This window comes from Robertmurraya beringensis, assembly GCF_042433785.1.
Lineage (GTDB): Bacteria > Bacillota > Bacilli > Bacillales > Cytobacillaceae > Robertmurraya_A > Robertmurraya_A beringensis.
In genome coordinates this window covers 55190-79237 of record NZ_JBHLUU010000027.1, presented here as the reverse complement: position 1 = coordinate 79237, position 24048 = coordinate 55190, and the positions used below count along the sequence as shown (strand labels likewise).

The following is a 24048-nucleotide window of genomic DNA, read 5'->3' as shown; positions in this document are numbered from 1 at the left end:
CCGATGGTGTGCTCACTAATTATACAGAAGGCATAGTGGTAAATAGCTTGTCGTTTACTGGTACATTTCTTGTCACTAGGTGGTAAATAGAATGTCATTGGTGGTACATTTCACTGGCCGTAATCAAACCTTTGCTGTTTTCCATTCCGCAAGTTTATAACGCGTTTGAGGAAGCTGTTGAAGGTAGGATTTCTCTTCTTCCTCAAACACCTTTTTACGTGAACCTGGTCGCTTTTGAAAATCGATGGTGTTGATTTCTTCTAGCTTTTCAAAGATTTGCTGGTTTAAATCTTCAAGATGGAAACATTGATAGTTTCTTAGTGGAGCGATAATCTGTCTGGAAATATATCCAACAGTCCCTTCGACACTTGCTTTATCTTTTGGTCTTCGGACACGGCTCGGAACAATGACTGTGCGATAATAATCCGCAAATTCACGATAGGCTTCATTCAGAAGAGGCTCTTCTCGATGAGCTTTCGTAACCCCTGTTTTCAAATTATCGGGTACCAATGTTTCAGGAACTCCCCCAAAATACTCCAATGCATGGATATGGGCGATAAGCCAATTAGCTGATTTCATATCTAAAAATGCTTCAACATAGCTAAATTGACTATAAGGTAAGGTCGCAATAAAAACATACGCTGGAATCTTTTCTCCTGTAGAACGATCAATAATCTGCAACGTACTCCCAGCCCAATCTACTTCCATGACTTCACCTGGTTTTCTTCGAATAGGCATTGTTAACTTATACTTCTTCGCATATTTCCCATAGTTTTCGCAAAAAGTACGATAGGCATAAGGAATCTTTCCACCATCACGTGCTTCCATCGCATACTCGTGATGCAATAATGCCAAGGTGACATTCTTTTTTTGTAGCTCCTTATGCACTTTTTCCCAATCGACTGGGAAGTAACCTTTCTCAACAGCTTGTTTCTCTGGAAAGAGAAACACTTCTAGCCATGGATTGGTCATTGTATCATTCAAGCTTTCCACACCAAGTTTCTTGGCACGTTGAACGACATTTGAAACTGTATTCCTTGAATGCCCAGTGCTAGAACTAATGGTTCTTTGACTGACTCCTTCAAAATACAGTTCCAGAATCTTACGACAATTAACCATGAAAAAACCTCCTGTATAATAATGTCATGCTTGTTTGCATGCAACATTATTATACAAGAGGCTTTTCTTGATTCTTATTAAAGTGGTTCTCCTTTCCGCAAAGGGTGGCTCTTTACTTCGCATTGACTGGCTCAAAATTCCGCATAACTGGCTCAATTCATCTGCAATAATCAACTCCTCAAGATGATTAAACTGCGAATAATCCACAAAAGCCTCGATTGTACTAGCCTTGATGACATATGCTTACACCTCCTTTTATTTCTAAATATAAGGAAGTGGTTCAAAAGGACAGGCTATCTCTAAAATATGTAAAGAACTGAGACTTTTGTTGTATAATGGAAAAAATCGCACTTTATGGAGTGGTAACATGGCCTACACGGTACCAGAAACAATTCGTTCTACGGCAACAATGGGAGAAAGATTACTATTTCGCACCCTTAAAACGTATTTGCCGGAAGATTACATCGTCTATTACGAGCCTGAAATTCAAGGGAAAAGACCAGATTTTGTGATAATTGGCCCAGACCTGGGGATTGTAGTATTAGAAGTAAAAGATTATACAAAAAATACATTGTTACAACTTAACCATGAAGAATGGACATTACTGACCTCTTCTGGTGAGACAACCACGACAAAAAATCCATTAAAGCAAGCTAGGGAAAATATTTTTCACTTAGTTGATAAGTTAAAGAAAGATAAAAACCTAGTGAACCTGGACGGTAAATATAAATACCAACTCAAGTTTCCATTTGGGTATGGTGCGGTCTTTACGAGGCTGTATCAAAAAGACTTTATCGCGGATGGATTATACTCCATTATTGAACCACAGTTCTGTCTTACACGTGATGAAATTGATCCGGAAAAAGAAAACTTCTCAGAGGAGATTTTGTTCGAGAAGATATCCAATATGTTTATTGTTCCTTATCGTTTAAGAGAGCCTTTATCCAAGCAAGAAATTGATGCGATTCGTTACCATCTATTCCCTGAAGTGAGGATAAGTGCGGAATTTAAACAACCAGTACCTTATCAAGATCAATTACTGCTATCTTTACACGATATAAAAGCCATGGATTTACATCAAGAGAATCTTGCTAAGCAGCTCGGGGATAAAAATAGGCTGATCCGAGGAGTAGCTGGTAGTGGAAAAACATTAATTCTTGCTAGTCGAGCGAAGATGCTTGCGAAGGAGCATCCTGATTGGAAAATTCTCATTCTCTGCTACAATATCTCTCTTGCTAGGAGCATCGAACAAATGATTGTTCATATGATGAATGAACCTGACGACTTGTTTGATTTAGATTTCTCTTCGGGAGAGGGAAGGGTCATTAACAAGCATAATGTAACGGTGAGAAACTTTCATGCTTGGTTAAAGAACGATCTCAAGATAAGTGAAGATAAAATTCCAGCAGTCATTGAGAAGCTTGAAGCGAAAGAAGCCATTATGCCAATGTATGACGCTATTTTAATAGACGAAGGCCAAGACTTCGAGTCAAGTTGGCTCGGGCTAGTGAGCCAACTACTAAACCCTAGTACCAAATCTCTACTATTAGTGGAAGACCGTGCCCAGACCATATATAAAAGAAAGAATACTTATTTAAAAGATACCGGATTGAGTTTTCAAGGACGATCTAAGGTATTAAACATTAACTACCGTAATACCGCACAAATTGTAAAATTCGCGTGGGATTTCTACCGTTCGCATTCATCACTGAAGGAGAAAGTGGTCTCACATGATTATGAGGGAGAGATAATTGCTCCACAAAGCACGAAGCGAAAAGGATATGAACCCGCCATTCTTAAAGCAGACAGCTTTTTTAAAGAAGCTAAAATTGTTGCTAAGCAGATCAAAAAACTAAACGAAGCGAGAAAAATTCCTTTCTCAGAGATGCTTATATTGTATCGAGTAAAACGAACACACCACGTTAATTATGTGGATGTACTGACTAGAGCATTAAAAAGTGAAACTATCCCATACTACTGGATTACTGAAAATAGTGAAACGAAACGAAACTTTGATAAGGATTCGAATACGGTTAAGATCAGTACGATTGATAGTAGTAAAGGCTTAGATTTTCAAGCAGTCTTTATTGTTAATGTTGATAATATGCCATTTCAATTAGAAGAAGATAAAAATAGAGAAGCATCTCTTCTTTATATCGGGATGACTAGAGCAAAGGACCTTTTATGTTTATCCTATTCTGGTGAATCGGAGTTTACTAAGTATTTCGATCAATTAAAGGAAGCTCAAAAGACTAATACGCTTCAAAAAGAACAATCCAGTTAAAAGGGCAAAGAAAGGTTGTTAAGTATAAAATTGTACTTTATGTAGATTGGGTATGATAAATAAAGTTTACCTTGTTGAAGTTGAGAAGTAAAAGCCCCGAAAAAAACTTCGGGGCTGCACTTGTTACTTTCGTATTAATACTCCCTTTTTCTCTAAATTAACGAGAGCACCTTTGTTTCTATACTTACTATAAGCAACTAATCGGTTTAAATCTTTGACTGTTAATTTTGATGAATCAATACCAAGTATGTAATTTCTGTTTAACTTTTCAACCAAGGAAAGTGCAAAAATTCTTTGCTTTTCTGTAAGTGTATAATCTTCATCGGATAGTTGCTTGTTTTGAGCATTAATTAATTCTTGGTGTTTTTCTTCAAGAGCTTGAATTTTAGACAGGATTAATTCCTTTTCGAGATCCTTAGCAGAATTATTTTCAACCACCTTTAGAGTTGGTTTTTTAAATATATCAATTATTTTTTTAATCATCAATAAACTCTCCCTTTTGTACTACAGGTAAATGTACCTAATATATTAATAGATTATGTTGAATGAAAATACAAGAGCTAACGAAAAATTAATTCTTAATAGTATATATACTGGAGGGAAAAAATGGATTATATAAAATTAAACAAAATTACATTAAAAGATTATCCCGGAGTAAATGAAATTTGGGTTCAAAATGTAATCGCTAATGATCCTTCTATAATTGGGTTGGGTGATATAGAACTTAAGGACAAAGAGAGAAAACAACCAAGGGCAGGTCGTTTAGATTTGTTGTTTCAAGATGAGAATAATAAAAGATACTGTGTAGAAATACAGCTTGGAAAAACCGATGAGAGTCATATTATAAGAACGATTGAATACTGGGACATTGAGAAAAAGAGGTACCCGCAGTATGAGAATGTCGCAGTAATTATTGCTGAGGATATTACGAGTAGATTTTTAAATGTAATTAGTCTATTTAATCGTAGTATACCGATTATTGCCATTCAAATGAATGCAGTAGAAGTAAATAAACAGATAGGATTACAATTTGTGACGGTCCTTGATGAAACAGCGCTACAAACATATAGTGATGAAGAAGAGATAGCCCAAACAGTCGTTGATCGAACGTATTGGGAGGAAAAAGCTACACCAGCTACTGTTGCTCTTGCCGATAGTTTATTGGAAATTATTCATGAGGAAATTGAAACGAATATTAACTTGAAATTTAATAAGTTTTATATTGGATTAGAAAGAAGAGGTCTTACGAATAATTTCATAACCTTTAAGCCTAGGAAAGATTACATAATTGTTCAACCAAAACTAAGCAAAACTGAAGATTTTGATAACATTCTCGAAGAATTATCTTTGGATGTTCTTGATTACGACACAAAAGGCAAATGCTATAGAATACGAATGAAACGAGAAGATATTAAAAATCACAAAGAAAAAATCGGTCAATTATTTATAGAGGCCGAGAAATCATTTAATAATTAAAGAATAGTTATTGTTTGAAAAAATTTGTACAAGAAAAGTATTAAGAAGTTGGTGTTCTAATTGATAAAGGAAGTACGAAGTTGGTCTAAGCCTAATATTGGCAATTTAATTGGAAGAAAAAAAGTCGATTGGTCCATATTGGAATACGGTACACATATTCCAATAGAGTTTCATGATGATTTTGCTATTGCTAATGCTAATCATTTTTTAAAGGTTGGCGAAAGAGTTGACATCAAGTTATTAATTGAGGATAAGTCATTTGTTGTACAATTGGTAAATTTTAGGCACAAAGACTCCGATAAAGGGTCTCTACAGCTCCGATATGATACAAACCGTCTTCTTAAAGAATATCTAATCAGCACTTTTAACACTTCTTATAAATATTTAGAAAATAATAGAGAGGAAAAATCAAAAAAACCGGTACATACCCCTAAAGAGATTGAAGAGTCAATTGATTTTTTACAAACCGATGAACCCTATGTTTATCGACTGATACTAAATACGAGTAAGGTTTTTTCAATTTGGTGGGTTAACCAAGGCCAAACACACAAAGAAAAAAGGGATAACGAGTTTTTGTGGGCTCCACAAAAATCTAAACAGGGAATACCTCTCCCGCACCATGTAGGTTTATTAAAACCAAAAGTAGGAGACATTGTATTCTGTTATTCTTCCATGGAAATAAAATCTGTAGGAATTGTACAAGAGGAAGCGGTTGAAGCGCCAAAACCCTCAGTGATTGCCACTCATAACTGGGAAGAAGATGGGTATTTAGTAAAACTTAATTATTTTGATATCAATCCTACTATTAGAAAGGAAGATATTCCTTTAGAGTGGAGACTTGAAGAAGGTGGACCTTTTGATAGAAACGGAAATCTGAAGCAAGGATATTTTTTTGAGTTAACAGAAGTGTTTGCTCGAAAGATATTCAATTTATTTAAGGAAAGGTTTCCAACGGAGGTACGGAATAAGTTGCTAGAATATAAGCCTAAAGAGCAGACAATACAAATTACTGAGAATCCAAAAACGTATTTATCTAATGCAGATCTCGTCAATCATATATATACATATATAAAAGCAAAAGGATTATATTATAAAAAAGAAGAAGTAATCAATCTATTTCTATCCTTAAAAACAAAGCCCTTTGTCATTCTCTCCGGCATTTCTGGTACTGGAAAAACAAAGATGGTTCAATGGTTTGCAGAAAGTGTAGGTGCTACCGAAGAAAATGGACAATTTGCTTTAATTCCGATTCGTCCTGATTGGAATGATGGCTCTGACCTACTTGGATATGTGGATATAAAAGGAGAGTTTAAAGAAGGACCACTGACGAGAGTGATAAAGAGAGCAGAAAACCATCCTGAACTTCCGTACTTTGTGCTATTAGATGAAATGAATCTGGCACGGGTTGAGTACTATTTCAGTGATATTCTCAGTGTAATGGAAAGCCGTAAGTGGAAGAACGGAGATATTGTTTCCTCAAATTTACTTTCCGAGGAAATAGCAGGATTCGACTTAAAACTACCGAATAACCTTTATATCGTTGGAACAGTCAACATGGACGAAACAACCCATCCATTCAGTAAGAAGGTATTAGACCGTGCGAATACCATTGAGTTTAATCGGATTGCTCTTGGTAACCTGTCGTTTTTACAGGAAATAGAGCAAGTGGATCCAATTGTAAGTGATCAAGATTCGTTTGCTTCGACTTACCTCCATCTAAAAGATCTTTATGTAAAGAATTCAGGTATTGTCGAGAAGGTTACAACCGAGTTAGAACTTATGAATGCGGCTCTCCAGTTAATCAATGCACATGTTGGTTATCGTGTGCGTGATGAGATTTGCTTCTACATGGCATATAACGAAGAGGCAAGACTGATGGAATTCTCCAAGGCACTTGACCATTGTATTTTACAGAAGATTTTACCTCGTGTAGCTGGTAGTGACATGAGAGTAGATCAACTTCTCAAAAAGCTTTATGTCCAATTTACCAACAAGCAGTACGAGGAAGATGTTGATTTGACTGAGCAAGAATTACAAGTTGCGATTTATCCGAAAAGTGCTACAAAGGTTGTGGAAATGCTAGGGAGGTTAAGAGACGATGGCTTCACTTCCTTCTGGATCTCGTGAGGATGTTGAATTAGTTAAGGTGGAAACAGATGATTTAACCTTAGTGTTAAAAGGAAAACCGTATCATGAGCGGTATGAAGGGCTAAAGCAATATCGAAGCATGGATTACCACGATGTCATGGAATTCAATGTCGAAGGTGTAAATATTCAGGAGATTAAAGTTTACGACATTAACGAACAACAGATGGTCAATCCAGTCAATCTACGACCCATCTTTTTCGAAAATGGAGTGTATCAGCTAGTCGTTTGGTCTAAATCTGGCCAGGAGCTATCCTTCTATCATGAGCATCCTTTATTACGGCAAGCTGTTTCATCAATGGAATTTGGAACTCAGTCCGTGCTTATGGGGAACTTGCAATTCCAGAATGAAGTGGGATTTACAACCTTTCAAATTCTACAGGACAAGAAAAAATTATTAGAAGTAACTCTAGAGATTTATCCATCGAAGCTTGATTACAAAAACGACTACAAGAAACTTCTAGAAGAAGTCAATGACGAGATCTATAATCTGGCCTATCACTTCATACGAAAAACGTATTTAAGAGCTTCGGTTAAATTGGAGGGGAAGCCATCTAGAGCGGAGTTTTACCGATTAATTTCTGAGCATTTCCGTCAGTTTACACAAGCCATTTCACGCATTGAACATCAGCCCCATCATACACTTCAAAAAACGTATGAAAAGGCAAGAGGGGATCAACTCAAGAAAATTGATAGTACGAGTAGGGCATACCTGCGAAAGAGATCCAACTTGTTTGTTGAAGTTGAAAAAGGAATCAATATTAATAGTAAAAACTTGATGCCTCATGAGGGATTAAAAAGTAAGAAAGAGTTAACTTTTGACACACTCGAAAATCGGTATGTCAAATGGATGATGGAGAGATTGATACATAAGCTAAATGATCTATTAGAGACCGTTCAAAAGATGAACAAATTTATGGTAGAACCCGATCCGGATCTAATGGAAAAAATCTCAAAAATGATTTTTCAACTTCAAGCCAAAATGAAGAATCATTTCTGGTCAAGAATCGGAAAGCTGGACCGATCAGTCATGAGTCTCGTGTTACAAATGGCTCCAGGCTATCGAGACGCTTTTCAAATATTCTTAACGGTATCAAAGGGACTTGCCCTACAAGGAAAGCTGTACCAAATGTCAGTAAAAGATGTAGCTACCCTTTATGAGTATTGGACCTTCCTAAAGCTTGGAGAGATATTGGGACGAAAGTATACTCTCGTAAGTCAGGATATTATCCAGGTGAACAGAGATGGATTATTCGTGAATCTGGAAGCAAATCGAATGGCTAAGCGTGTCTTTAAACATCCCCTTACTAATGAAGAAATCGTCTTAACCTATCAAAAGTATGAGGGGAAATTACCTACCATTCCCCAAAAGCCTGACACGATGTTGAGTATTGAGAAAAAAGGAAAAGACTATACATTTAACTACATCTTTGATGCTAAATACCGGATTAATTATGCACAAGAAGGTAGCTACTATAAAAATCGATACAACACACCTGGTCCTATGGAAGATGATATTAACACTATGCATCGATATCGAGATTCAATAGTTGCTGAGAATAATGGTCCTTATGAAAGAATAGCTTTTGGAGCGTATGTACTGTTCCCTTGGTTTGATGAACATTCTTACCAAAATCATCATTTTTATCAAAGTATAAATAAGGTTAATATCGGTGGGCTTCCATTTCTGCCAAACGCAACAGCATTAGTTGAGCAATTTGTAGAATGGTTAGTAAATAAAAGTCCAGAGGAGATTCAAAAAGAAGGAATCTTGCCAAGAGGTACATTAGAGGAATGGAAATCCAGTCTAGACGAAATGGTATTAGTTGGACTTGTCTCAAATGGTGAGGAGTATCTCCGGTTTATTAAAGAAGGATACTATTCTATCCCGGTTAGCAAATTGAAAAAGGGATGGCAGGAAGCGAAATATATTGCTTTATATGTTAAGAGTGGAATTGAGCAGCAGCAAAATGGAATCAAATACTACGGGAAAATAGAAGAAGTTAAAACAGATATATTTGATGGCGTGAACTGTATATGTTTTCATATATCAAATTGGGTTACTTTAAAAAACATGATTAAACCAGTTGGTTATGGGATTACTAGTTATATGTTAACTACCTTACATAGTTTAAAAGAATCGACGGAGCTAACGGAATTATTTATGAAGTCTACTGAGGAAATGATTGTATGGCGAATGTTGAGAAGGGTGTCTGATAAAATAGTTCTTAAGTTAGAAAATGAAAATTTGGATCATGCAAATAGAGTAACTTACTTCAAAATTAAAGATATTTTAGTAAGTATAGATATCCAAGAACAAAGTCTTAAATTTGTTAGCAAACATAATGAACTAGAAGTACCTAAAAATAAAATAATACAGAATCCTAGTGGTGTCTTTAAATTGCTAAATACCTTGTTTTAAAGCTTGTTAAATAAAATTTGATTTAATATATCATCCAAAATCGTGTTTCTTTGAGGAATCACAATGTACGGTTGGTTGAAAGCGGGATCCCGTCTGTATATCGCGCAAAACAGGTAATTATTGCAGGCGACGAGAAGCAGCTACCACCATTCTATATGTTTCAAACGTCGGTTGTAGTTGATGAGGACGAAGATGAGCAGTATGATACAGACCAGCTATTGAATGGAAAAAGGTAGAAGGAAGATGGATAAATCAATCAAATGAGATAGAAGCAGTTGAAGTAGTAAAAACTCTGAAGGAGATTTTATTACTTCAACCTGGTAAAACAGTTGGGATTATTACCTTTAACGCCAAACAACAATCTAAAATAATGGACCTGATAGAAGATAAGGCAAATGAAGATGAGCAATTTAATGCAGTTTACAATCAAATGATGAAATCTGTTAGCCGATTGAAATTTGGCGAAAAGAAGGTTTCCTGAGAAAATTCTTCAATGGCATTATCGATCGAAATATGAAGAGCTGAAGAGCTCATTAACTTCTCGCATCATGCTTTTTACAATGGTCATGTACAGTTTACACCTAATGTAATTTCATTTAGAAAGCCTAAAATAAGTATCATCAGGTGCTATAATAATTCTGAATAATATGAATAAGAGGAGTGATAGTGTGAAAATTCTTATAGTTGGTGGTACAGGGACAATAGGGAAATTTGTGGCGGAAAAGTTAAAATCTAATCATGAAGTTATCATTGCAAGTAAATCAAATGGAGATTATTTAGTAGACATTACATCTCCAGATCGTATCGAACAAATGTATAAAGATATACCAAATATTGATGCTGTGATAAGTACAACAGGAGCATCTCACTTTGGTCAGTTGAGTGACCTTACTCCTGAACTAAATGATATCGCAATAAATAGTAAACTCAAGGGTCAAGTAAATCTAGTATTGATAGGACAACATTATATCAATGATAGCGGTAGTTTTACACTAACTACTGGAATTATGATGGATGATCCTATTTTAAGAGGTAGTTCTGCTGCTATGGCTAATGGTGCAGTTGCTAGTTTTGTCAAATCTGCTGCGATAGAATTAAACCGTAATATAAGAATTAATACCGTCAGTCCGAACGTTCTAGAGGAATCCTTGGGAAAATATGGAGTGTTTTTTAAAGGCTTTAATCCAGTATCAGCTAACAAGGTTGCCAATGCATTTGTAAAGAGTGTTGAAGGTGCTCAGACTGGCCAAGTTTATAAAGTGTATTAAGTTCATTTAGCTATATAATAGAATTTCTATCAACCACTAAGCATCGCAAAAGCGGTGCTTTTCGTATTGGATCGATTGTTACATATTCATCCAAATTCCTAGAAAAATAGTAGTAAATAAACATTTTTAAAAATTCTATGTTAGAAAATGCAACAAATTTTGAGACAAAGCGTATTTCTCTGCTAAGATAAAAACATAGAAATAAAACAAGGGTAAATATAAGGTAATAGAAAGGTGATATACTAAATATTCTGAAAATACAATTGACAAAAATATAAAATATTGGTAAATTGTTAGTGAGTACTAACAAACAATAGGTGGTTAGCAAACATGACAATTAATGAAAAGATCTTAAAAGTAGCAATTGATTTAATGGCTAAGAAGGGCTATAAAGGGGCCACTACGAAACAGATAGCAGAGAAAGCTGGGGTTAGCGAGATGACTCTTTTTCGAAACTTTGGAAGTAAGAAAAAGATTTTAGAAGCTGCCGTAGATCGTTATTATTACAGCATTCAGATGAAAGAAATTTTCGAACAAAGAATTGTATGGGAAATAGAAAAGGATTTGCAAATGGTGGCAGAAACTTACCATAAATTAATGAAAAAAAATAAAAATGTCATCAAAATCGCTCTACAAGAAGGAGGTAGTGTACCAGGTTTGCACGAGCAAGTAAATAAACATCCCCGACAGTTAAAAGAATTGCTAGTAAAGTATTTTCAAGAAATGAATAGCAAAGGTCTAGTAGTTGAAACAAACTATGAGCTACATGCGATGAACTTTTTGTATATGTGTTATGGACACTTTATCTCACGTTCATTTATGCAAGGAGAAAATATCACACAAATTTCTGAGGATGAAATTGTTCAAGGTGGAGTAAGAAATTTTGCCCAAAATCTATCTACTATTTATACGTATACAAGATAGAAGTTGGAATATTATTGGTGAAATGAATATATTATGTTAGTGGGTACTAACTATCGTGCGTTATGATTATTTGAACATAAAATGAAAAGTGAGAAAGGGGAACTATTTATGCATTTGTTTATTCATTTAACACATGGTATTGAATCTCCAACACAGGCAGATCGAGCATTCTTAATTGCTAAAACAGCACTTAGGGATGGACATCAAGTATCTATGTTCTTAGCTGGAAGTGCAGTTGGTCTAATGAAAGATGAAAACCTTGATTCAGTATTAGGAGTTGGAGTAACAGCTACCGAATTAAGGAATTCGGTCAATGAAATTCTAGGAGCTAATGGACGAATTGTTCTTTCGCAGATTTCATGCGGGGCAAGAGGTATAACCGAAGAAGATTTAAAAGACAAAAATATAGAATTAGGTTCTCCTAGTGTACTAGTGGAGATGACAGCCCAATGTGACAAGGTTATTACATACGGATAGGGGGAAGTTGAATGGCGAGGATATGGGAGAAATTTCTAGATGAGCGGGATGGAAGAGTGTATAGTGGAGCAGGTCTAGGAAAAAGTTATGGATTGGGGAAGAGGCCAGCGTTAATTATCGTTGATGTTCAATATGGATTTACCGGCGACAAATCAGAAGAAATTGAAAAATCAATCGAAAAATATCCTACTAGCTGTGGTTCAGTAAGTTGGGAAGCCATTCCACAGATTAAGAGAGTGCTAGATAAAGCGCGTGAGGTTGAAATACCTGTTATCTATACAATTATTGAAGGAGATAAAGACAGCAATAATGACAGGGTTGCGATTAAGGGTCAGCTGTTTAGCCATCCAGAGTTGCTGGAGGGTGCAAAAGGTACAAAGGTTGTGGAAGAGCTACAACCATTAAAGGGAGAAGTAATTCTATCAAAAAAGAAGCCTAGTGCATTTTTTGGTACTCCCTTAGTCACTCAATTAACTAAATATAATGTTGATAGTGTGATTGTTACAGGCTGTACGACTAGCGGGTGTGTAAGAGCAACAGTAGTAGATGCATTTTCCTATAATTATACGGTAATCGTACCTGAAGAATGTGTATTTGATCGTGGGATTACCACTCATGCCATGAATTTGTTTGATATGCAGCAAAAATATGCTGATGTAATAAGTACTGATGAAGTGATTGAGGAACTGGCAAAATTGAAAGTGAGGGAAAAAATCAAATGATTATCTCAAATCAGAACGGGAAACTAGTGTTGGTTCGACAGGATGACCATGCGATTCAAATGGGTGAAGTAGCAAGAAGATGGGGAAATGGAGAGTTTGAGAAACTGTTAAACCATGAATCTGTCAGTTTAGGAATTGAAAAGCATGACTCAGGCTGGAAAGGACCAGATGATGAGGTTTTGTTCAATCCTGATAAAAAAAGGCCGCGAAATTTTATGGATGTAAATCTAAAACAACATGTCGAATTTTACGAGTTAGGGTATCGTAAAACATTACAGCAGGATCCCTATGCAGGGATGATGTTGGGGATGCATTGGATTGGACTTTATACAAGTAGATTCGGGTATGATCCTACTTTTACATACAAGGTCGCTGACGATTTAGTAGATTTTATGGATGAAACAGTTTCTACTATTCAAAAAGAGTGGGTGGATGTAAAGCTTCAGTATTGGAAAAAAAATCAAAAGCGTAGCGAGTTTGAAGATAATGTATGGATGCAATACGAATTTTTCCAAGTTATGGATCGAATGGGATTATTTATGGGCTTAAATGATCCAAATATAGAAAATGAAGTTACATTAGGTCCGATTAGAACAAAACGAAAAAGTAATCCTATCAATTTAACTCTCCAAGCTAAAGGGAATGGAACACTTCTTGTTCATCCATTTCCGTTTGACGAAGAATTTGTAACGACAGTACCAGGTAGAATCATTGAAGATCGCGACTATGAAAATCATCAGGAAGCGAAAGATATAGTAGAGCATACGGAAACAGAAACAATTGCTTGGAGGATAACCGGGAAGTAAGCTAGAAAATAAACTAGAAGAAGAAATTGCTTTTTTATAATTTATTTTCACTATATTAAAGGTGGGAATAAGATTAAGTGTTTTCGATAAATAGTGCCTAATTAGTTGAAACAAGGTTGGGTACAAAAGTAAAATGTACTCAACCAATTGTGTTTTTAATTTTTTGAAAATAAAAAATAAACAAAAAATAACACGGAATACACGTACACTGTTCTCTGTCTACATCATACTGTCTACACCATACAAATGGGATTTGCGCTTTAGAGTTATTCAAAAGGATCATTTAATAAATAGGAGGATTTATCTTGAAGAGAATAAAGCTTAGGTACTCTAAAATAGTTAGTCTTACACTCATTTTAATCCTATTTTTAACCGGATGTGGCAATTCATCATCTACCACAGGTGCTGGGAATGGAAATACAGGTAGTGAAGCAGAAAGTCTAACGATTAAATTGGCAGGTATGACTCCAACAGGTCATCCATTAACAGTAGGTGCTGAAAAATTCAAGGAGCTTGTCGAGGAAAAATCGGGAGGGAGAATTAAAGTAGAATTATATCCGAACCTTCAGTTAGGTGCAATAAGAGAGCAAACAGAACAGGTTCAACTAGGTACCATACATATGACCCAAACATTGCTTTCAACTGTTACCTCCTTTAATGCAGAAACTCTTCAAGTTTTTGAATATCCATTCTTATGGCCTAATAATGAGGATAAGATTTGGGAGGTATTATCAGGGGAGGCAGGTACAAAAGCATTAGATCATCTCGAGGCCGTTAAATTTAAGGGTTTTGGTTTTTGGGCAGGGGGCTTTAAGTCAATGACAAGTAAAGGTGACCCTATCCTTACTCCCTCAGATTTAAGTGGGAAAAATATGAGAGTTATACCTTCTGAGATTTTAATTAAAACATATGAAACATACGGAGCAAATCCTGTACCTATTGAATTTGCGGAGCTATATAATGCCTTGCAGCAAGGGGTCGTTGATGCACAGGAAAACCCATTAGAAACAATTAGTTCTAACAAACTCTATGAGGTCCAAGACCATTTATCAATAACTGAACATGGCTACCAATTTTATATGATTGTAGCTAACCTTGATTGGTTTAATGGATTAAGTCCGGAGTTCCAACAAATCATTATGGAATCTGAAGAAGAATCCAGAATCTATGCCCGTGATTTGACACAAGAAATGTCAGACACTCGAATAAAAGAATTTCCAGAACTAGGACTTGAAGTTCATACACTTTCTGAAGAACAAAGAAACGAATTTGTGGAATTATCATTACCTTTGCACGAAGAATTTAGCAATACCCCTGAGAAAAAGGAGTTATTAGACATCATTTATAAAGAATTAGGAATTCAATAACTAGTATTTCTTGTTTAATCTATGGATTTATGGAAAAGGCTGTTTATTAACCTTTGTTGCTATTTTAACTAAGGTAGGTTGATTGAAACTCCAGGTGTGTGCTTTCTGCGGTGCAGGAGTCACACTCCTTAAGTCCAATCAATATAACCACCTTAAAAACAACAATTTATTAGAAAACAGCCATTGAAAATTAGGGAAACTCAAAACATAATACCTACGAGTTAAGAGTAACCCTAATTTCTACTTTATTATTTTAAGGTTGTTACACGAAAATCCGATGGGGGGATACTAGTGAAAATACTAAATAGAATTGAAGATATATTTATAGCAATGAGCATATTGATAGCTACCTTGCTGGTAATAGTAAATGTCATTCTTAGGGTAATGGGATCGGGTTTAACTGGGTCAGAAGAATTAATTCGCTATCTCTTAATATGGGTAACATTTGTTGGAATGAGTGTATGTGCTAGAGAAAGTGAACATATGAGTATTGAGTTTATACCCCAACTACTCAAAGGGAAATCATATAAGCTCCTCATGGCAATTATTTATGTAGTATCAATCATATTTAGCTTTATGTTGGTATGGTATAGTTACCTGTTGGTTGATTTCAGTTCACAAACAGGGCAAAAGACTTCAGGATTAGAAATCAATTTTTCAATTGTATACCTAATCATTCCTCTTTCAGGTTGTTTATTGGCCATTAGATACATCCAGCTACTAGTTCATTTGTTTCGTCGAAAAAACTTATTAAATACACCAAATTAAGGAGTCAGATATATATGATAGTTGCTATAATTGTTCTCTTATTTGCGATGTTACTTTTAGGTGTACCAATATACATATCATTAATTTTGAGTACCTTTTTGTCTCTTATATTCTTTACCGATATAGATTCAATGGTTGCAGTTCAAAGAATCTTTGGGGGAATTGATAAATTTGTACTTATGGCGTTACCATTCTTTATTTTAGCAGCAAATGCAATGGATGTAGGAGGGTTATCGAGGAGAATATTAAATTTTGCAAGGGCACTTGTAGGTCATTTATATGGTGGTATGGCAATGGCCACACAAACAGCAGCCATGTTTTTCGGTGCTTTATCAGGATCTAGTCCTGCAACCGTAATTGCGATAGGGAGAATAATGTATCCAGAGCTTTTAAAGCAGGGATACCCGAAAAAATTCGCTAGTGGCCTTATTATTCAATCTGGTGCAGTATCATTAGTAATCCCACCTAGTATTACCATTATCTTGTATGCTAGTGCAACAAATACATCTGTGAGCTCATTATTTTTAGGTGGTTTAGGTGCAGGCGTATTTTTCGGTACTTTCCTTCTTCTTTATATCTATCTTTATTCAAGATTTAAAAAATTCCCAAGAGGTGAGCGTTCTTCTTCAAGGGAAATCTACAAAGCTATTAAAGAAGCATCTTGGTCTTTAGCAGTCCCTCTCATCATTATTGGTGGTATATCCTTTGGAATATTCACTCCGACAGAGGCAGCTGGTGTATCAGCAATCTATGCAATCTTTGTTGGGATGTTTGTCTATAAAGAGATAACATGGAAAAAGCTATTTCAGTTAAGTCTCGATTCAGCAAAAACATCTGCACAAGTAATGATATTAGTTGCTGCAGCTTCTGCCTTAGGTTGGGTCCTTACTATAGGTCAGGCACCTCATATGCTCGCAGGATTTGTAGCAGAAACCTTTACATCTCCATGGGCATTTCTAATCTTTTTAAATTTATCGCTTCTCCTTATCGGAATGTTTGTAGATTCAACAATTGCTTTAATTGTTATCGCTCCATTAATTCTTTCTAGTGCAACCACACTAGGTATAGATCCTATTCATCTCGGGATTGTAATGGTAGTGAACTTAGCAATAGGAACATTTACTCCACCATTCGGTTTAAACATCTTCGTTGCAAACAGTATAACCCGCTTAAAGATGATTGAAATGCTTCCAGGCTTAATGCAATTTTTTTGGATAACATTTGTAGCACTTCTAATCATAACTTTTATCCCAATTATTACGATGCTATTACCAACTATAGTATATGGTTCATAAAAAAACTGTAAGAAGGATGATAATAAGGATGGAATAATAAAGGTGATTATAATGAAGAAAATTGAAAAGAATGCTCCACTTCATGTTCAAGTATATAAAGTGTTAAGAAAAAAAATTATCGATGGTGTTTTTTGCCCTGGTGAACCGGTTATAGAAGCTTCTCTAGCAGAAAATCTTGGTGTGAGCAGAAGTCCAATTAGAGAAGCTATTCGATTATTAGAACAAGATGGATTAATAAAAAAAGAGGGTAACCATAAGATCATACGTAAATTTACAAGTAAAGATATAGAGGATGTGTATAAGTGTCGGCTTGCGATAGAGGCCCAAGCAGCGATCCTTGCTGTAAAAAATATTACAGCAAGACAGCTGGCACATTTAAATGAGATATTTGAAATGGCAAAGAAGGTTTCTTTTGTAAATGATCAAAAAAATGTACTTAAATACAATACAATGTTTCATGAAACTATTGTTCAAGCATCAAAAAATCAAACACTGATCGATTTATATGCAAGTTTATCTGGGCTATTTATGTATTATACGAATGCTAGATTAGTTCATTTCTACCAAAATGATGATTATTTAATTGAGCATCAGAAAATCATTCATTCTCTTGAATCAGGTAAAGAGGAAATAGCAGAGGCTTGTATGAAAGGTCATATAGAGTCAGAGCTTAACAGATTTCTTAATTTTTTATCATAATAAGAAATTTAATTGCAAGGTGAACAGTATTATAATCTCATTTTTTTTCGACAGAATGTTAGTGAATACTAACTAACATTACATTTATAATGACGTTTGAAAGTAGGTGACAAGGGATGGATAAAAGTGTAGTGCTTAAAAACGAATTTGCACATGTGGTAGTTCAAGTTGATAAATCTGCCAATGGTGACAGGCTAATGATAAAGGATATCCGTACAGGAAAAATCTCGTTCTTTGATCCCTTGGAATTGGAGAGTTTACTATGGAGTACTCACAAGGATCTTACTAATTTACTAGATCCCTCCAAAACTCGCTGGATCAATGAAATAGACGATGAGGAATAATAGCACAAAGCTTATAGCTCAACAAAATAATAAATAAAGGGGTAGAAAAAATGACTCAAACATCAAAAGCAGCTGTATTAACAGCTAAAGAAACGATAGAAATCATGGAATTTCCCATTCCAGAAACTGGTGACAATGATGCGCTTCTTCATGTGGAGGCCTGTGGAGTATGTGGGTTTGACAGTGAAGCCTATTTATATGGAGGAAATGGTGTCTTTAATCTACCATGTGTCATTGGACATGAAATCGTTGGTCGAATTAAAAATATTGGTTCTGTTGCATCAAAACGCTGGGGTGTCAAAGAAGGGGATCGGGTAGTGGTGGAGGAGTATATTCCATGTGGTTCATGTAATAATTGCTTAACCGGAAACTATCGTCAATGCTTTGACCTTCGATATGGAGCGATGAAAATTGATAATGAGAAAACAGCCCTATGGGGTGGATTTGCTGAATATATGTATCTTCATCCAAATGCGATCGTCCATAAAGCAAGTAGTGATGTTTCCCCAGAATTACTACAACTATACATTCCGATTTCAAATGGATTACATTGGGTACAAGAGGTAGGAAACACAAAGGTAGGAGATACAGTAGTTATTCAAGGACCTGGTCCTATGGGATTAGGGGCTGTAATTGGAGCAAAGGAAGCAGGGGCCGGAACCATCATCGTTACAGGAATGTCAAAGGATGAGCATCGCTTAAAGCTTGCGAAAGAATTCGGTGCAGATCACACGTTTTATGCAGATACTCAAGACCTTGTAAAGGAAATAGCTGCAGTTACGAACGGAAAGATGGCCGATACAGTAATAAATGCAGCCACAGCACCACAGCAAATTGTCACATCATTAGATTTGGCTGGCTTACGCGCAACAATTATTCATTCAGGAACTGATGAAAATCTATCTAATAATCTAATGTCTAGTAAAATCACGTGGAAGCTTTTAACGATAAAGGGAGTACTTGGTCGTCCAACACGTGCAGTTGGAGTCGCACTAAGAGTGATAGAGTCGAGAAAGTATCCACTTGAAAAAATGGTAACTCATAGTTTCTCAGTAGAAGAGGCTGCTGAAGCCGTTAGGACGCATGCATATGGTCTAGATCAGTGTATACATGTAGCTGTGGTAAATGAAAACATAAAGATGGAAGGGTGAAGGATATGATCAATTCAGAAAACATTACGCAGTATATCAAAGATACGGCAGTTCACGGAGATATTTATACTGATGAAGAAATTTTTAAGCAAGAGATGACAAGCATCTTTGAGAAAACCTGGGTTTACGTAGGGCATGAAAGTGAAATTGCTAACTCAGGAGATTATAAAACAACTGTCATTGGTACGCATCCTCTTATTGTTACAAGGGATTCCGATACGGATGAAGTACATGTGGTGTTTAATCGTTGTAGGCATCGAGCTGCAACAGTCTGCCAACAGGAAAAAGGGAATGCGAACTATTTCAGATGTGCTTATCATGGCTGGACATATTCAAATAACGGTGATTTAACAGGTATGCCTTTCCAGGATGGTTACGGTGAGGAGTTTGATCGTTGCAAAATGGGATTAATTAAAGTACCTAGAGTTGGTATATATCAAGGCTTTATTTTCGCTAGTCTAAGTGAGGAAGGTCCTACATTAGAAGAACATCTAGGAAACGCACGCCCGTATATTGACTATGTTGTAAATACTTGTCCAGAAGGGATTAGTTTAAATGCTGGTGCACATAAATATCGATTTGATGGTAATTGGAAATTGCAAGTTGAAAATACGATCGATCCTTATCACTTAAGTGTTACACATAGAAGCTTCTTTAACCTGATGAGTAAAAAAACAGGGAAGAAAATTAATTTTTCTAAGATGCATAAAAACGAGAAAATTCGAGATTTAGGAAATGGGCATTCATTATATGAATTAGATGGTGATCTTGGAATTGGTGCATTACCGTTTAATTTAATTGTTTTCCCTAACCTAGGCTTCTTAGGTTCACAAGTGCGGGTTACATGGCCTGTGTCTGTAAACAAAACGAATGTATTTTTATATCCAATTATGTTAAAAGGAGCTTCAGTGGAAGAGAATGCAGCCCGTTTAAGAAAACATGAAGGGTTTTATGGCCCAGCTGGATTCGGAACGGTTGATGATCTGGAAGTGGGATTTGACCGGGTAATGGAGGGTCTGAATGCAAAAGGAAAGGATGGCGAATGGCTTGAAATCAGCCGTGGCTTGGAAAGAGAAGAAGTGGATGAAAAAGGAATTATCACAGCCACTTCAAGTGATGAAATATCAGCAAGGGCGCTTTATAAAGCCTGGAAAAAACTAATGACAGCAGATGATTCAAATGTTGAAACAAGGGGGAAGAAGCATGAGCCAACTGTTGGTAGACCGTAAGCAGATTGAGGAGTTTCTTATTGATGAAGCAGCGTATTTGGATGAGGGAAAATTTAGTGAGTGGTTAGATTTATTTACAGAGGATAGCTTTTACTGGATTCCATCTAATCAAGATGATATTGATCCAAATACACATGTCTCGATTATCTATGATGATAAAAACCGGTTAGAAGAGCGGGTTTGGAGATTACAAAGTGGATTGGCTTATGGTCAGGAGCCTAAATCAAGAACTAGACATCTAGTCACAAACGTCAAGGTTCTACACTGTGAGGAAGACAAGGTTATTGTCACATCTAATTTTATCCTTGTAGAACTAAGACGTAGTATTCAAACCATTTATTCAGGTAGACTTGAACATCATTTAAAACAGACTGATACAACCTGGAAAATAGCTTCAAAAAAGGTGGAGTTAATTAATAATAATGAATTTCTTGGTAATTTAAGTTTTCTATTTTAATGCTCTTTTCCTCAAAAGCTTTTAGTCGCGACTAGACAACAACATGTTTAAAAAAGTAAACAGTAGAAAAAAGATGCCATACTACTAAGTTCAGTGAAATAAAAACAGTTTAACAAAGCAACAATGTTTACGAAAAAAGCCATTATTAAATGATTTAACATAGCCAAATGATTAAAAGATTAAGAGAATAGGGGGTGAGAAATTGGATCGTATACCTGTGATACTCCTCAGTGGATTTTTAGGAAGTGGAAAGACAACTTTATTAACGCAAATACTTGATCAATCGAAACAAGAAGGGTTGAATGTTGGCATCTTAATCAATGAGATTGGTCAAGTTGATATAGATGGCCATATTATTGCTGATAAACATTCAACAAGTGTTGAAACAATACTTGATGGATGTGTGTGTTGTAGTAAAAAGAGTGAAATTATCAAAAGTTTTGAGATACTCCTGAAAACAAAGCCAGATGTAATTTATGTAGAACTTACAGGAGTTGCTGAACCTCATGAAGTGATCATGGAAATGGAAAAAAAGGAGATTATCGCTAAGGTTTATTTGAACAAAGTCGTTACAGTGGTTGATGCATTGAACCTTAATAGCAATATGAACCATCCAGTGCTCCGTCATACCTGTGAGAAACAATTATCTATAGCGGATCTAGTAATAGTAAATAAAATGGACCTTATTGACTCTTTTTTAGTAGAAGAATTGAGAAGGATGATTAATAAAATGAATCCTTCAGCGGAATTGACTTTTACTTCTTATAGTCAAATCCAGTTAGAACAGCTTTTCCTTGCTAATAGTTTTATTGAGGAAAAAAAGAGCACTTTTGGAAGAATTGAAGACGATCCAATGGGTTTATCCTTTAACTATTTATCAACGGTCGCCGTCCCTATACCATTTCCCGTTACGAAACGTTTCATAGAGAACTATTTAGAAAGTCTAAAACCGAATCTAGTTCGAGCTAAGGGCTTTGTATTACTAGAGGAAGGGGATATGTATTTAGTTCAGCTTGCTGGTAATCAAATTTCGTGGGAACTGTTTCAAAATGGTGAGAATTACCATTCTATCGTCTTAATCGGAGTGGATTTAGTTTCTACAGAGGCTGTTGAAAAGCTAGCAAACCAGGCTGGTTTAATGGTGGAAGAACTTCTAATGAAAGCAAACTAGTTAAAAAGTAAGATCTATAATCAAAAGATTGAAAATTATTAATTTTTCGAACAAAATAGGAGGTTGTTGTATGAATCTTGAGGGAGAAACAAAATTTAATCTATCAGCAGAGGATTTATGGGATACGTTACATAATGAAGAAATTCTAAAAAAGGTTATCCCGGGATGTCAAGAAATGGTACAGAAAGAAAATGGGGAATATGACGTAATCTTAAAGCTTGGGGTTGCAGCCGTAAAAGGAGAATATATCGGGCAGGTGAAGATAGAAGATGTACAAAAGCCGAACTATTATATTCTTCATGCAACTGGAACAGGTCAGCCAGGTCATGTGGAGGCAAAAATGGATTGCCGAATTATCGAAAATGAAAATGGATCTGTCCTTGAATGGAAATGTGATGCGGTAGTTGGTGGAATGATCGCTAGTGTTGGGAATAGAGTCCTTTCAGGAGTGGCTAAGTTTCTAGCAGGGAAATTCTTCAAGGATATTCAAAAAGAAGTAAAAGCTTCTGTGTAGACATGGGTAAGAAAATAGGTGCTGTCGTATTAGCGGCTGGAGAGGCTAAAAGAATGGGTCAGCCAAAACAATTCTTACCATTAAATGGGGCTCCGATGTTTATTCATAGTATAATCACTGCTACTAGAAGTGGTTTAAGTCCAATCATATTAGTAGTAGGAAGTAATGAAGATAAGTATAGAGACATTCTCAGAGGATACGAAACTGTCAGAATGATAAAAAACCCTAGCTATGTGGATGGTATGGGAACCTCTTTGAAGCTAGGAATCGAAGCAGTCGGAGAGGCTGTAGATGGAGTGATGGTTTTTTTAGCAGATCAACCTTTTGTTCCCACTAGTGTTATTAAAAAGATGGTAGTGACTTTTACAGAGTCTAACGAACAATACTCCATTATTAGACCTGTTTATAGTGGTACTGATGGGCATCCAATCTTTTTTTCGTCCGGCTTATTTTCTGAATTCTCTGGGCTTTCAGGAGATATAGGTGGTAAAAGGATCATTAAAAAGTATCAAAATTATGTTAAAAAAGAGTACTTTGAATCCAATACCTGGGGCTTTGATTTAGACACTCCAGATGATTATGAAAAAGCACTGGGTTGGTTAACAAAACAAAAAAAGGTGGAAAAACAATGTCAAAAAATTATCGAGTTGGATTGATTGTTCCTAGTTCTAATACAACGATGGAAACGGAGATTCCTGCAATGCTTCTATCGAGAGCAACAGAATTTCCGCAAGAGACTTTCACATTTCATTCAAGCAGGATGAGAATGAAGCATGTTTCGAAGGAAGAATTGTCCAAAATGGACGTAGAAAGTGACCGCTGTGCTGTTGAGCTATCAGATGCTCGGTGTGACATCCTGGCCTACGCGTGTCTAGTAGCAATTATGTGTCAGGGAGCTGGATATCATGAGGTTTCCGAAACAAGATTGAATGCAGCTACAGAGGATAATGGTGGTAATGCACCGGTGGTAAGCAGTGCTGGAGCGCTTATTGACTGCATAAAAACGATTGGAGCAAAGAAAGTCTCGATTATCACTCCTTATATGAAGCCATTAACCGCAATGGTTGTTGACTATATCGAGCAGAGTGGAATTGAAGTCATTGATTCCATTAGCCTAGAGGTTCCGGATAATCTTGAAGTTGGCCGGTTAGATCCTAGTAAACTCCCTCGAATCGCAGAAGGGTTAAATATTGAAGGTGCAGATGCAGTAGTGCTCTCGGCTTGTGTTCAAATGCCATCACTTCCCGCAATTCAAAAAGCAGAGGATCAACTAGGAATTCCAGTATTATCAGCTGGGACATCAACTGTTTATAAAATTTTAAAGCAATTAGGATTAGATACTAAAGTACCGAATGCTGGTAGCTTATTATCGGGAAAATATTAAACTCTTAAAAAATATTCAGGTAATGG

The 24048-nt window shown here is 36.0% G+C and carries 24 protein-coding genes; 22 read left to right on the top strand and 2 right to left on the bottom strand.

Translation table 11 applies throughout. The annotated features are described in order from the left end of the window. Positions 1–123 precede the first annotated feature (123 nt). The gene (gene istA, locus ACFFHF_RS09530; protein ID WP_377057945.1) at positions 124–1119 is read right to left on the bottom strand and encodes an IS21 family transposase; all 996 of its coding nucleotides are present in this window, start codon (positions 1117–1119) and stop codon (positions 124–126) included. Positions 1120–1486: 367 nt separating this feature from the next. On the opposite strand from istA, the gene ACFFHF_RS09525 reads away from it, so the two are divergent. Then, positions 1487–3403, top strand: coding sequence for a 3'-5' exonuclease (locus ACFFHF_RS09525; RefSeq protein ID WP_377057944.1), 1917 nt, complete (start codon positions 1487–1489; stop codon positions 3401–3403). 123 nt (positions 3404–3526) lie between these two features. Here the strand turns inward: ACFFHF_RS09525 and ACFFHF_RS09520 are convergent, their stop codons facing one another. Further along, entirely contained in the window at positions 3527–3886 is a 360-nt protein-coding gene (locus ACFFHF_RS09520) for an ABC transporter ATP-binding protein (RefSeq protein ID WP_377057943.1), read from the bottom strand. A gap of 123 nt (positions 3887–4009) precedes the next feature. Between ACFFHF_RS09520 and ACFFHF_RS09515 the strand changes: the two genes are divergently transcribed. The 21 genes from ACFFHF_RS09515 to ACFFHF_RS09415 all read left to right on the top strand — a co-directional run bounded on the left by ACFFHF_RS09515 (position 4010) and on the right by ACFFHF_RS09415 (position 24022). After that, positions 4010–4879, top strand: a complete 870-nt coding sequence (locus ACFFHF_RS09515) for a hypothetical protein (RefSeq protein WP_160547565.1) — start codon at positions 4010–4012, stop codon at positions 4877–4879. Between the two features lie 60 nt (positions 4880–4939). Next, a complete protein-coding gene (locus tag ACFFHF_RS09510; protein WP_377057942.1) occupies positions 4940–7006 on the top strand; it encodes an McrB family protein in 2067 nt (688 codons plus the stop codon). Beyond that, a complete protein-coding gene (locus tag ACFFHF_RS09505) occupies positions 6978–9446 on the top strand; it encodes a DUF2357 domain-containing protein (protein WP_160547564.1) in 2469 nt (822 codons plus the stop codon). The genes ACFFHF_RS09510 and ACFFHF_RS09505 overlap by 29 nt, the downstream gene beginning before the upstream one ends. A 71-nt stretch (positions 9447–9517) precedes the next feature. Then, positions 9518–9682, top strand: coding sequence for a hypothetical protein (locus ACFFHF_RS09500; protein ID WP_160547563.1), 165 nt, complete (start codon positions 9518–9520; stop codon positions 9680–9682). Between the two features lie 432 nt (positions 9683–10114). Then, entirely contained in the window at positions 10115–10714 is a 600-nt protein-coding gene (locus ACFFHF_RS09495) for a short chain dehydrogenase (protein WP_377057941.1), read from the top strand. 330 nt (positions 10715–11044) lie between these two features. Beyond that, a complete protein-coding gene (locus ACFFHF_RS09490; protein WP_160547561.1) occupies positions 11045–11638 on the top strand; it encodes a TetR/AcrR family transcriptional regulator in 594 nt (197 codons plus the stop codon). A 108-nt stretch (positions 11639–11746) separates the two neighbouring features. Continuing rightward, positions 11747–12115 carry a DsrE family protein gene (locus tag ACFFHF_RS09485; protein WP_160547560.1) on the top strand — a complete coding sequence of 123 codons (369 nt, stop codon included), beginning with the start codon at positions 11747–11749 and terminating at the stop codon, positions 12113–12115. Between the two features lie 11 nt (positions 12116–12126). After that, positions 12127–12837: an isochorismatase family protein gene (locus tag ACFFHF_RS09480; protein WP_160547559.1), complete on the top strand. Its 711-nt coding sequence runs from the start codon at positions 12127–12129 to the stop codon at positions 12835–12837. Continuing rightward, entirely contained in the window at positions 12834–13643 is an 810-nt protein-coding gene (locus tag ACFFHF_RS09475) for a DUF3891 family protein (RefSeq protein ID WP_160547558.1), read from the top strand. Before ACFFHF_RS09480 ends, ACFFHF_RS09475 begins: the two co-directional genes overlap by 4 nt. 305 nt (positions 13644–13948) lie before the next feature. Beyond that, positions 13949–15010, top strand: coding sequence for a TRAP transporter substrate-binding protein (locus ACFFHF_RS09470; RefSeq protein WP_160547557.1), 1062 nt, complete (start codon positions 13949–13951; stop codon positions 15008–15010). A 291-nt stretch (positions 15011–15301) separates the two neighbouring features. Continuing rightward, a complete protein-coding gene (locus ACFFHF_RS09465) occupies positions 15302–15778 on the top strand; it encodes a TRAP transporter small permease (protein ID WP_160547556.1) in 477 nt (158 codons plus the stop codon). A gap of 14 nt (positions 15779–15792) precedes the next feature. Further along, entirely contained in the window at positions 15793–17073 is a 1281-nt protein-coding gene (locus tag ACFFHF_RS09460) for a TRAP transporter large permease (RefSeq protein ID WP_160547555.1), read from the top strand. Between the two features lie 51 nt (positions 17074–17124). Continuing rightward, on the top strand, positions 17125–17772 hold the full coding sequence (locus ACFFHF_RS09455) for a GntR family transcriptional regulator (RefSeq protein WP_160547554.1): 648 nt from the start codon (positions 17125–17127) through the stop codon (positions 17770–17772). Between the two features lie 116 nt (positions 17773–17888). Next, entirely contained in the window at positions 17889–18116 is a 228-nt protein-coding gene (locus tag ACFFHF_RS09450; RefSeq protein ID WP_160547553.1) for a hypothetical protein, read from the top strand. A 50-nt stretch (positions 18117–18166) separates the two neighbouring features. Then, positions 18167–19267 (top strand): zinc-dependent alcohol dehydrogenase, encoded by a 1101-nt coding sequence (locus ACFFHF_RS09445; protein WP_160547552.1) that lies wholly within the window; start codon positions 18167–18169, stop codon positions 19265–19267. 5 nt (positions 19268–19272) lie between these two features. Next, positions 19273–20496 (top strand): aromatic ring-hydroxylating oxygenase subunit alpha, encoded by a 1224-nt coding sequence (locus tag ACFFHF_RS09440; protein ID WP_160547551.1) that lies wholly within the window; start codon positions 19273–19275, stop codon positions 20494–20496. Next, positions 20471–20953 (top strand): aromatic-ring-hydroxylating dioxygenase subunit beta, encoded by a 483-nt coding sequence (locus tag ACFFHF_RS09435; protein ID WP_160547550.1) that lies wholly within the window; start codon positions 20471–20473, stop codon positions 20951–20953. The genes ACFFHF_RS09440 and ACFFHF_RS09435 overlap by 26 nt, the downstream gene beginning before the upstream one ends. Before the next feature lie 202 nt (positions 20954–21155). Beyond that, positions 21156–22124, top strand: coding sequence for a GTP-binding protein (locus ACFFHF_RS09430; RefSeq protein ID WP_160547549.1), 969 nt, complete (start codon positions 21156–21158; stop codon positions 22122–22124). Positions 22125–22194: 70 nt separating this feature from the next. Then, positions 22195–22638, top strand: coding sequence for an SRPBCC family protein (locus tag ACFFHF_RS09425; protein ID WP_160547548.1), 444 nt, complete (start codon positions 22195–22197; stop codon positions 22636–22638). Positions 22639–22640: 2 nt separating this feature from the next. Next, positions 22641–23294 (top strand): nucleotidyltransferase family protein, encoded by a 654-nt coding sequence (locus tag ACFFHF_RS09420; RefSeq protein ID WP_377057940.1) that lies wholly within the window; start codon positions 22641–22643, stop codon positions 23292–23294. After that, entirely contained in the window at positions 23267–24022 is a 756-nt protein-coding gene (locus tag ACFFHF_RS09415; RefSeq protein WP_160547808.1) for an aspartate racemase/maleate isomerase family protein, read from the top strand. Before ACFFHF_RS09420 ends, ACFFHF_RS09415 begins: the two co-directional genes overlap by 28 nt. Positions 24023–24048: the final 26 nt, after the last annotated feature.

What these genes read in the sequence shown, in the direction of transcription:
- istA (WP_377057945.1), bottom strand. Translation starts at nt 1,119, where the DNA reads ATGGTTAATTGTCGTAAGATTCTGGAACTGTATTTTGAAGGAGTCAGT.
- ACFFHF_RS09525 (WP_377057944.1), top strand. Translation starts at nt 1,487, where the DNA reads ATGGCCTACACGGTACCAGAAACAATTCGTTCTACGGCAACAATGGGA.
- ACFFHF_RS09520 (WP_377057943.1), bottom strand. Translation starts at nt 3,886, where the DNA reads ATGATTAAAAAAATAATTGATATATTTAAAAAACCAACTCTAAAGGTG.
- ACFFHF_RS09515 (WP_160547565.1), top strand. Translation starts at nt 4,010, where the DNA reads ATGGATTATATAAAATTAAACAAAATTACATTAAAAGATTATCCCGGA.
- ACFFHF_RS09505 (WP_160547564.1), top strand. Translation starts at nt 6,978, where the DNA reads ATGGCTTCACTTCCTTCTGGATCTCGTGAGGATGTTGAATTAGTTAAG.
- ACFFHF_RS09490 (WP_160547561.1), top strand. Translation starts at nt 11,045, where the DNA reads ATGACAATTAATGAAAAGATCTTAAAAGTAGCAATTGATTTAATGGCT.
- ACFFHF_RS09485 (WP_160547560.1), top strand. Translation starts at nt 11,747, where the DNA reads ATGCATTTGTTTATTCATTTAACACATGGTATTGAATCTCCAACACAG.
- ACFFHF_RS09480 (WP_160547559.1), top strand. Translation starts at nt 12,127, where the DNA reads ATGGCGAGGATATGGGAGAAATTTCTAGATGAGCGGGATGGAAGAGTG.
- ACFFHF_RS09475 (WP_160547558.1), top strand. Translation starts at nt 12,834, where the DNA reads ATGATTATCTCAAATCAGAACGGGAAACTAGTGTTGGTTCGACAGGAT.
- ACFFHF_RS09460 (WP_160547555.1), top strand. Translation starts at nt 15,793, where the DNA reads ATGATAGTTGCTATAATTGTTCTCTTATTTGCGATGTTACTTTTAGGT.
- ACFFHF_RS09455 (WP_160547554.1), top strand. Translation starts at nt 17,125, where the DNA reads ATGAAGAAAATTGAAAAGAATGCTCCACTTCATGTTCAAGTATATAAA.
- ACFFHF_RS09450 (WP_160547553.1), top strand. Translation starts at nt 17,889, where the DNA reads ATGGATAAAAGTGTAGTGCTTAAAAACGAATTTGCACATGTGGTAGTT.
- ACFFHF_RS09445 (WP_160547552.1), top strand. Translation starts at nt 18,167, where the DNA reads ATGACTCAAACATCAAAAGCAGCTGTATTAACAGCTAAAGAAACGATA.
- ACFFHF_RS09440 (WP_160547551.1), top strand. Translation starts at nt 19,273, where the DNA reads ATGATCAATTCAGAAAACATTACGCAGTATATCAAAGATACGGCAGTT.
- ACFFHF_RS09435 (WP_160547550.1), top strand. Translation starts at nt 20,471, where the DNA reads ATGAGCCAACTGTTGGTAGACCGTAAGCAGATTGAGGAGTTTCTTATT.
- ACFFHF_RS09425 (WP_160547548.1), top strand. Translation starts at nt 22,195, where the DNA reads ATGAATCTTGAGGGAGAAACAAAATTTAATCTATCAGCAGAGGATTTA.
- ACFFHF_RS09420 (WP_377057940.1), top strand. Translation starts at nt 22,641, where the DNA reads ATGGGTAAGAAAATAGGTGCTGTCGTATTAGCGGCTGGAGAGGCTAAA.
- ACFFHF_RS09415 (WP_160547808.1), top strand. Translation starts at nt 23,267, where the DNA reads ATGTCAAAAAATTATCGAGTTGGATTGATTGTTCCTAGTTCTAATACA.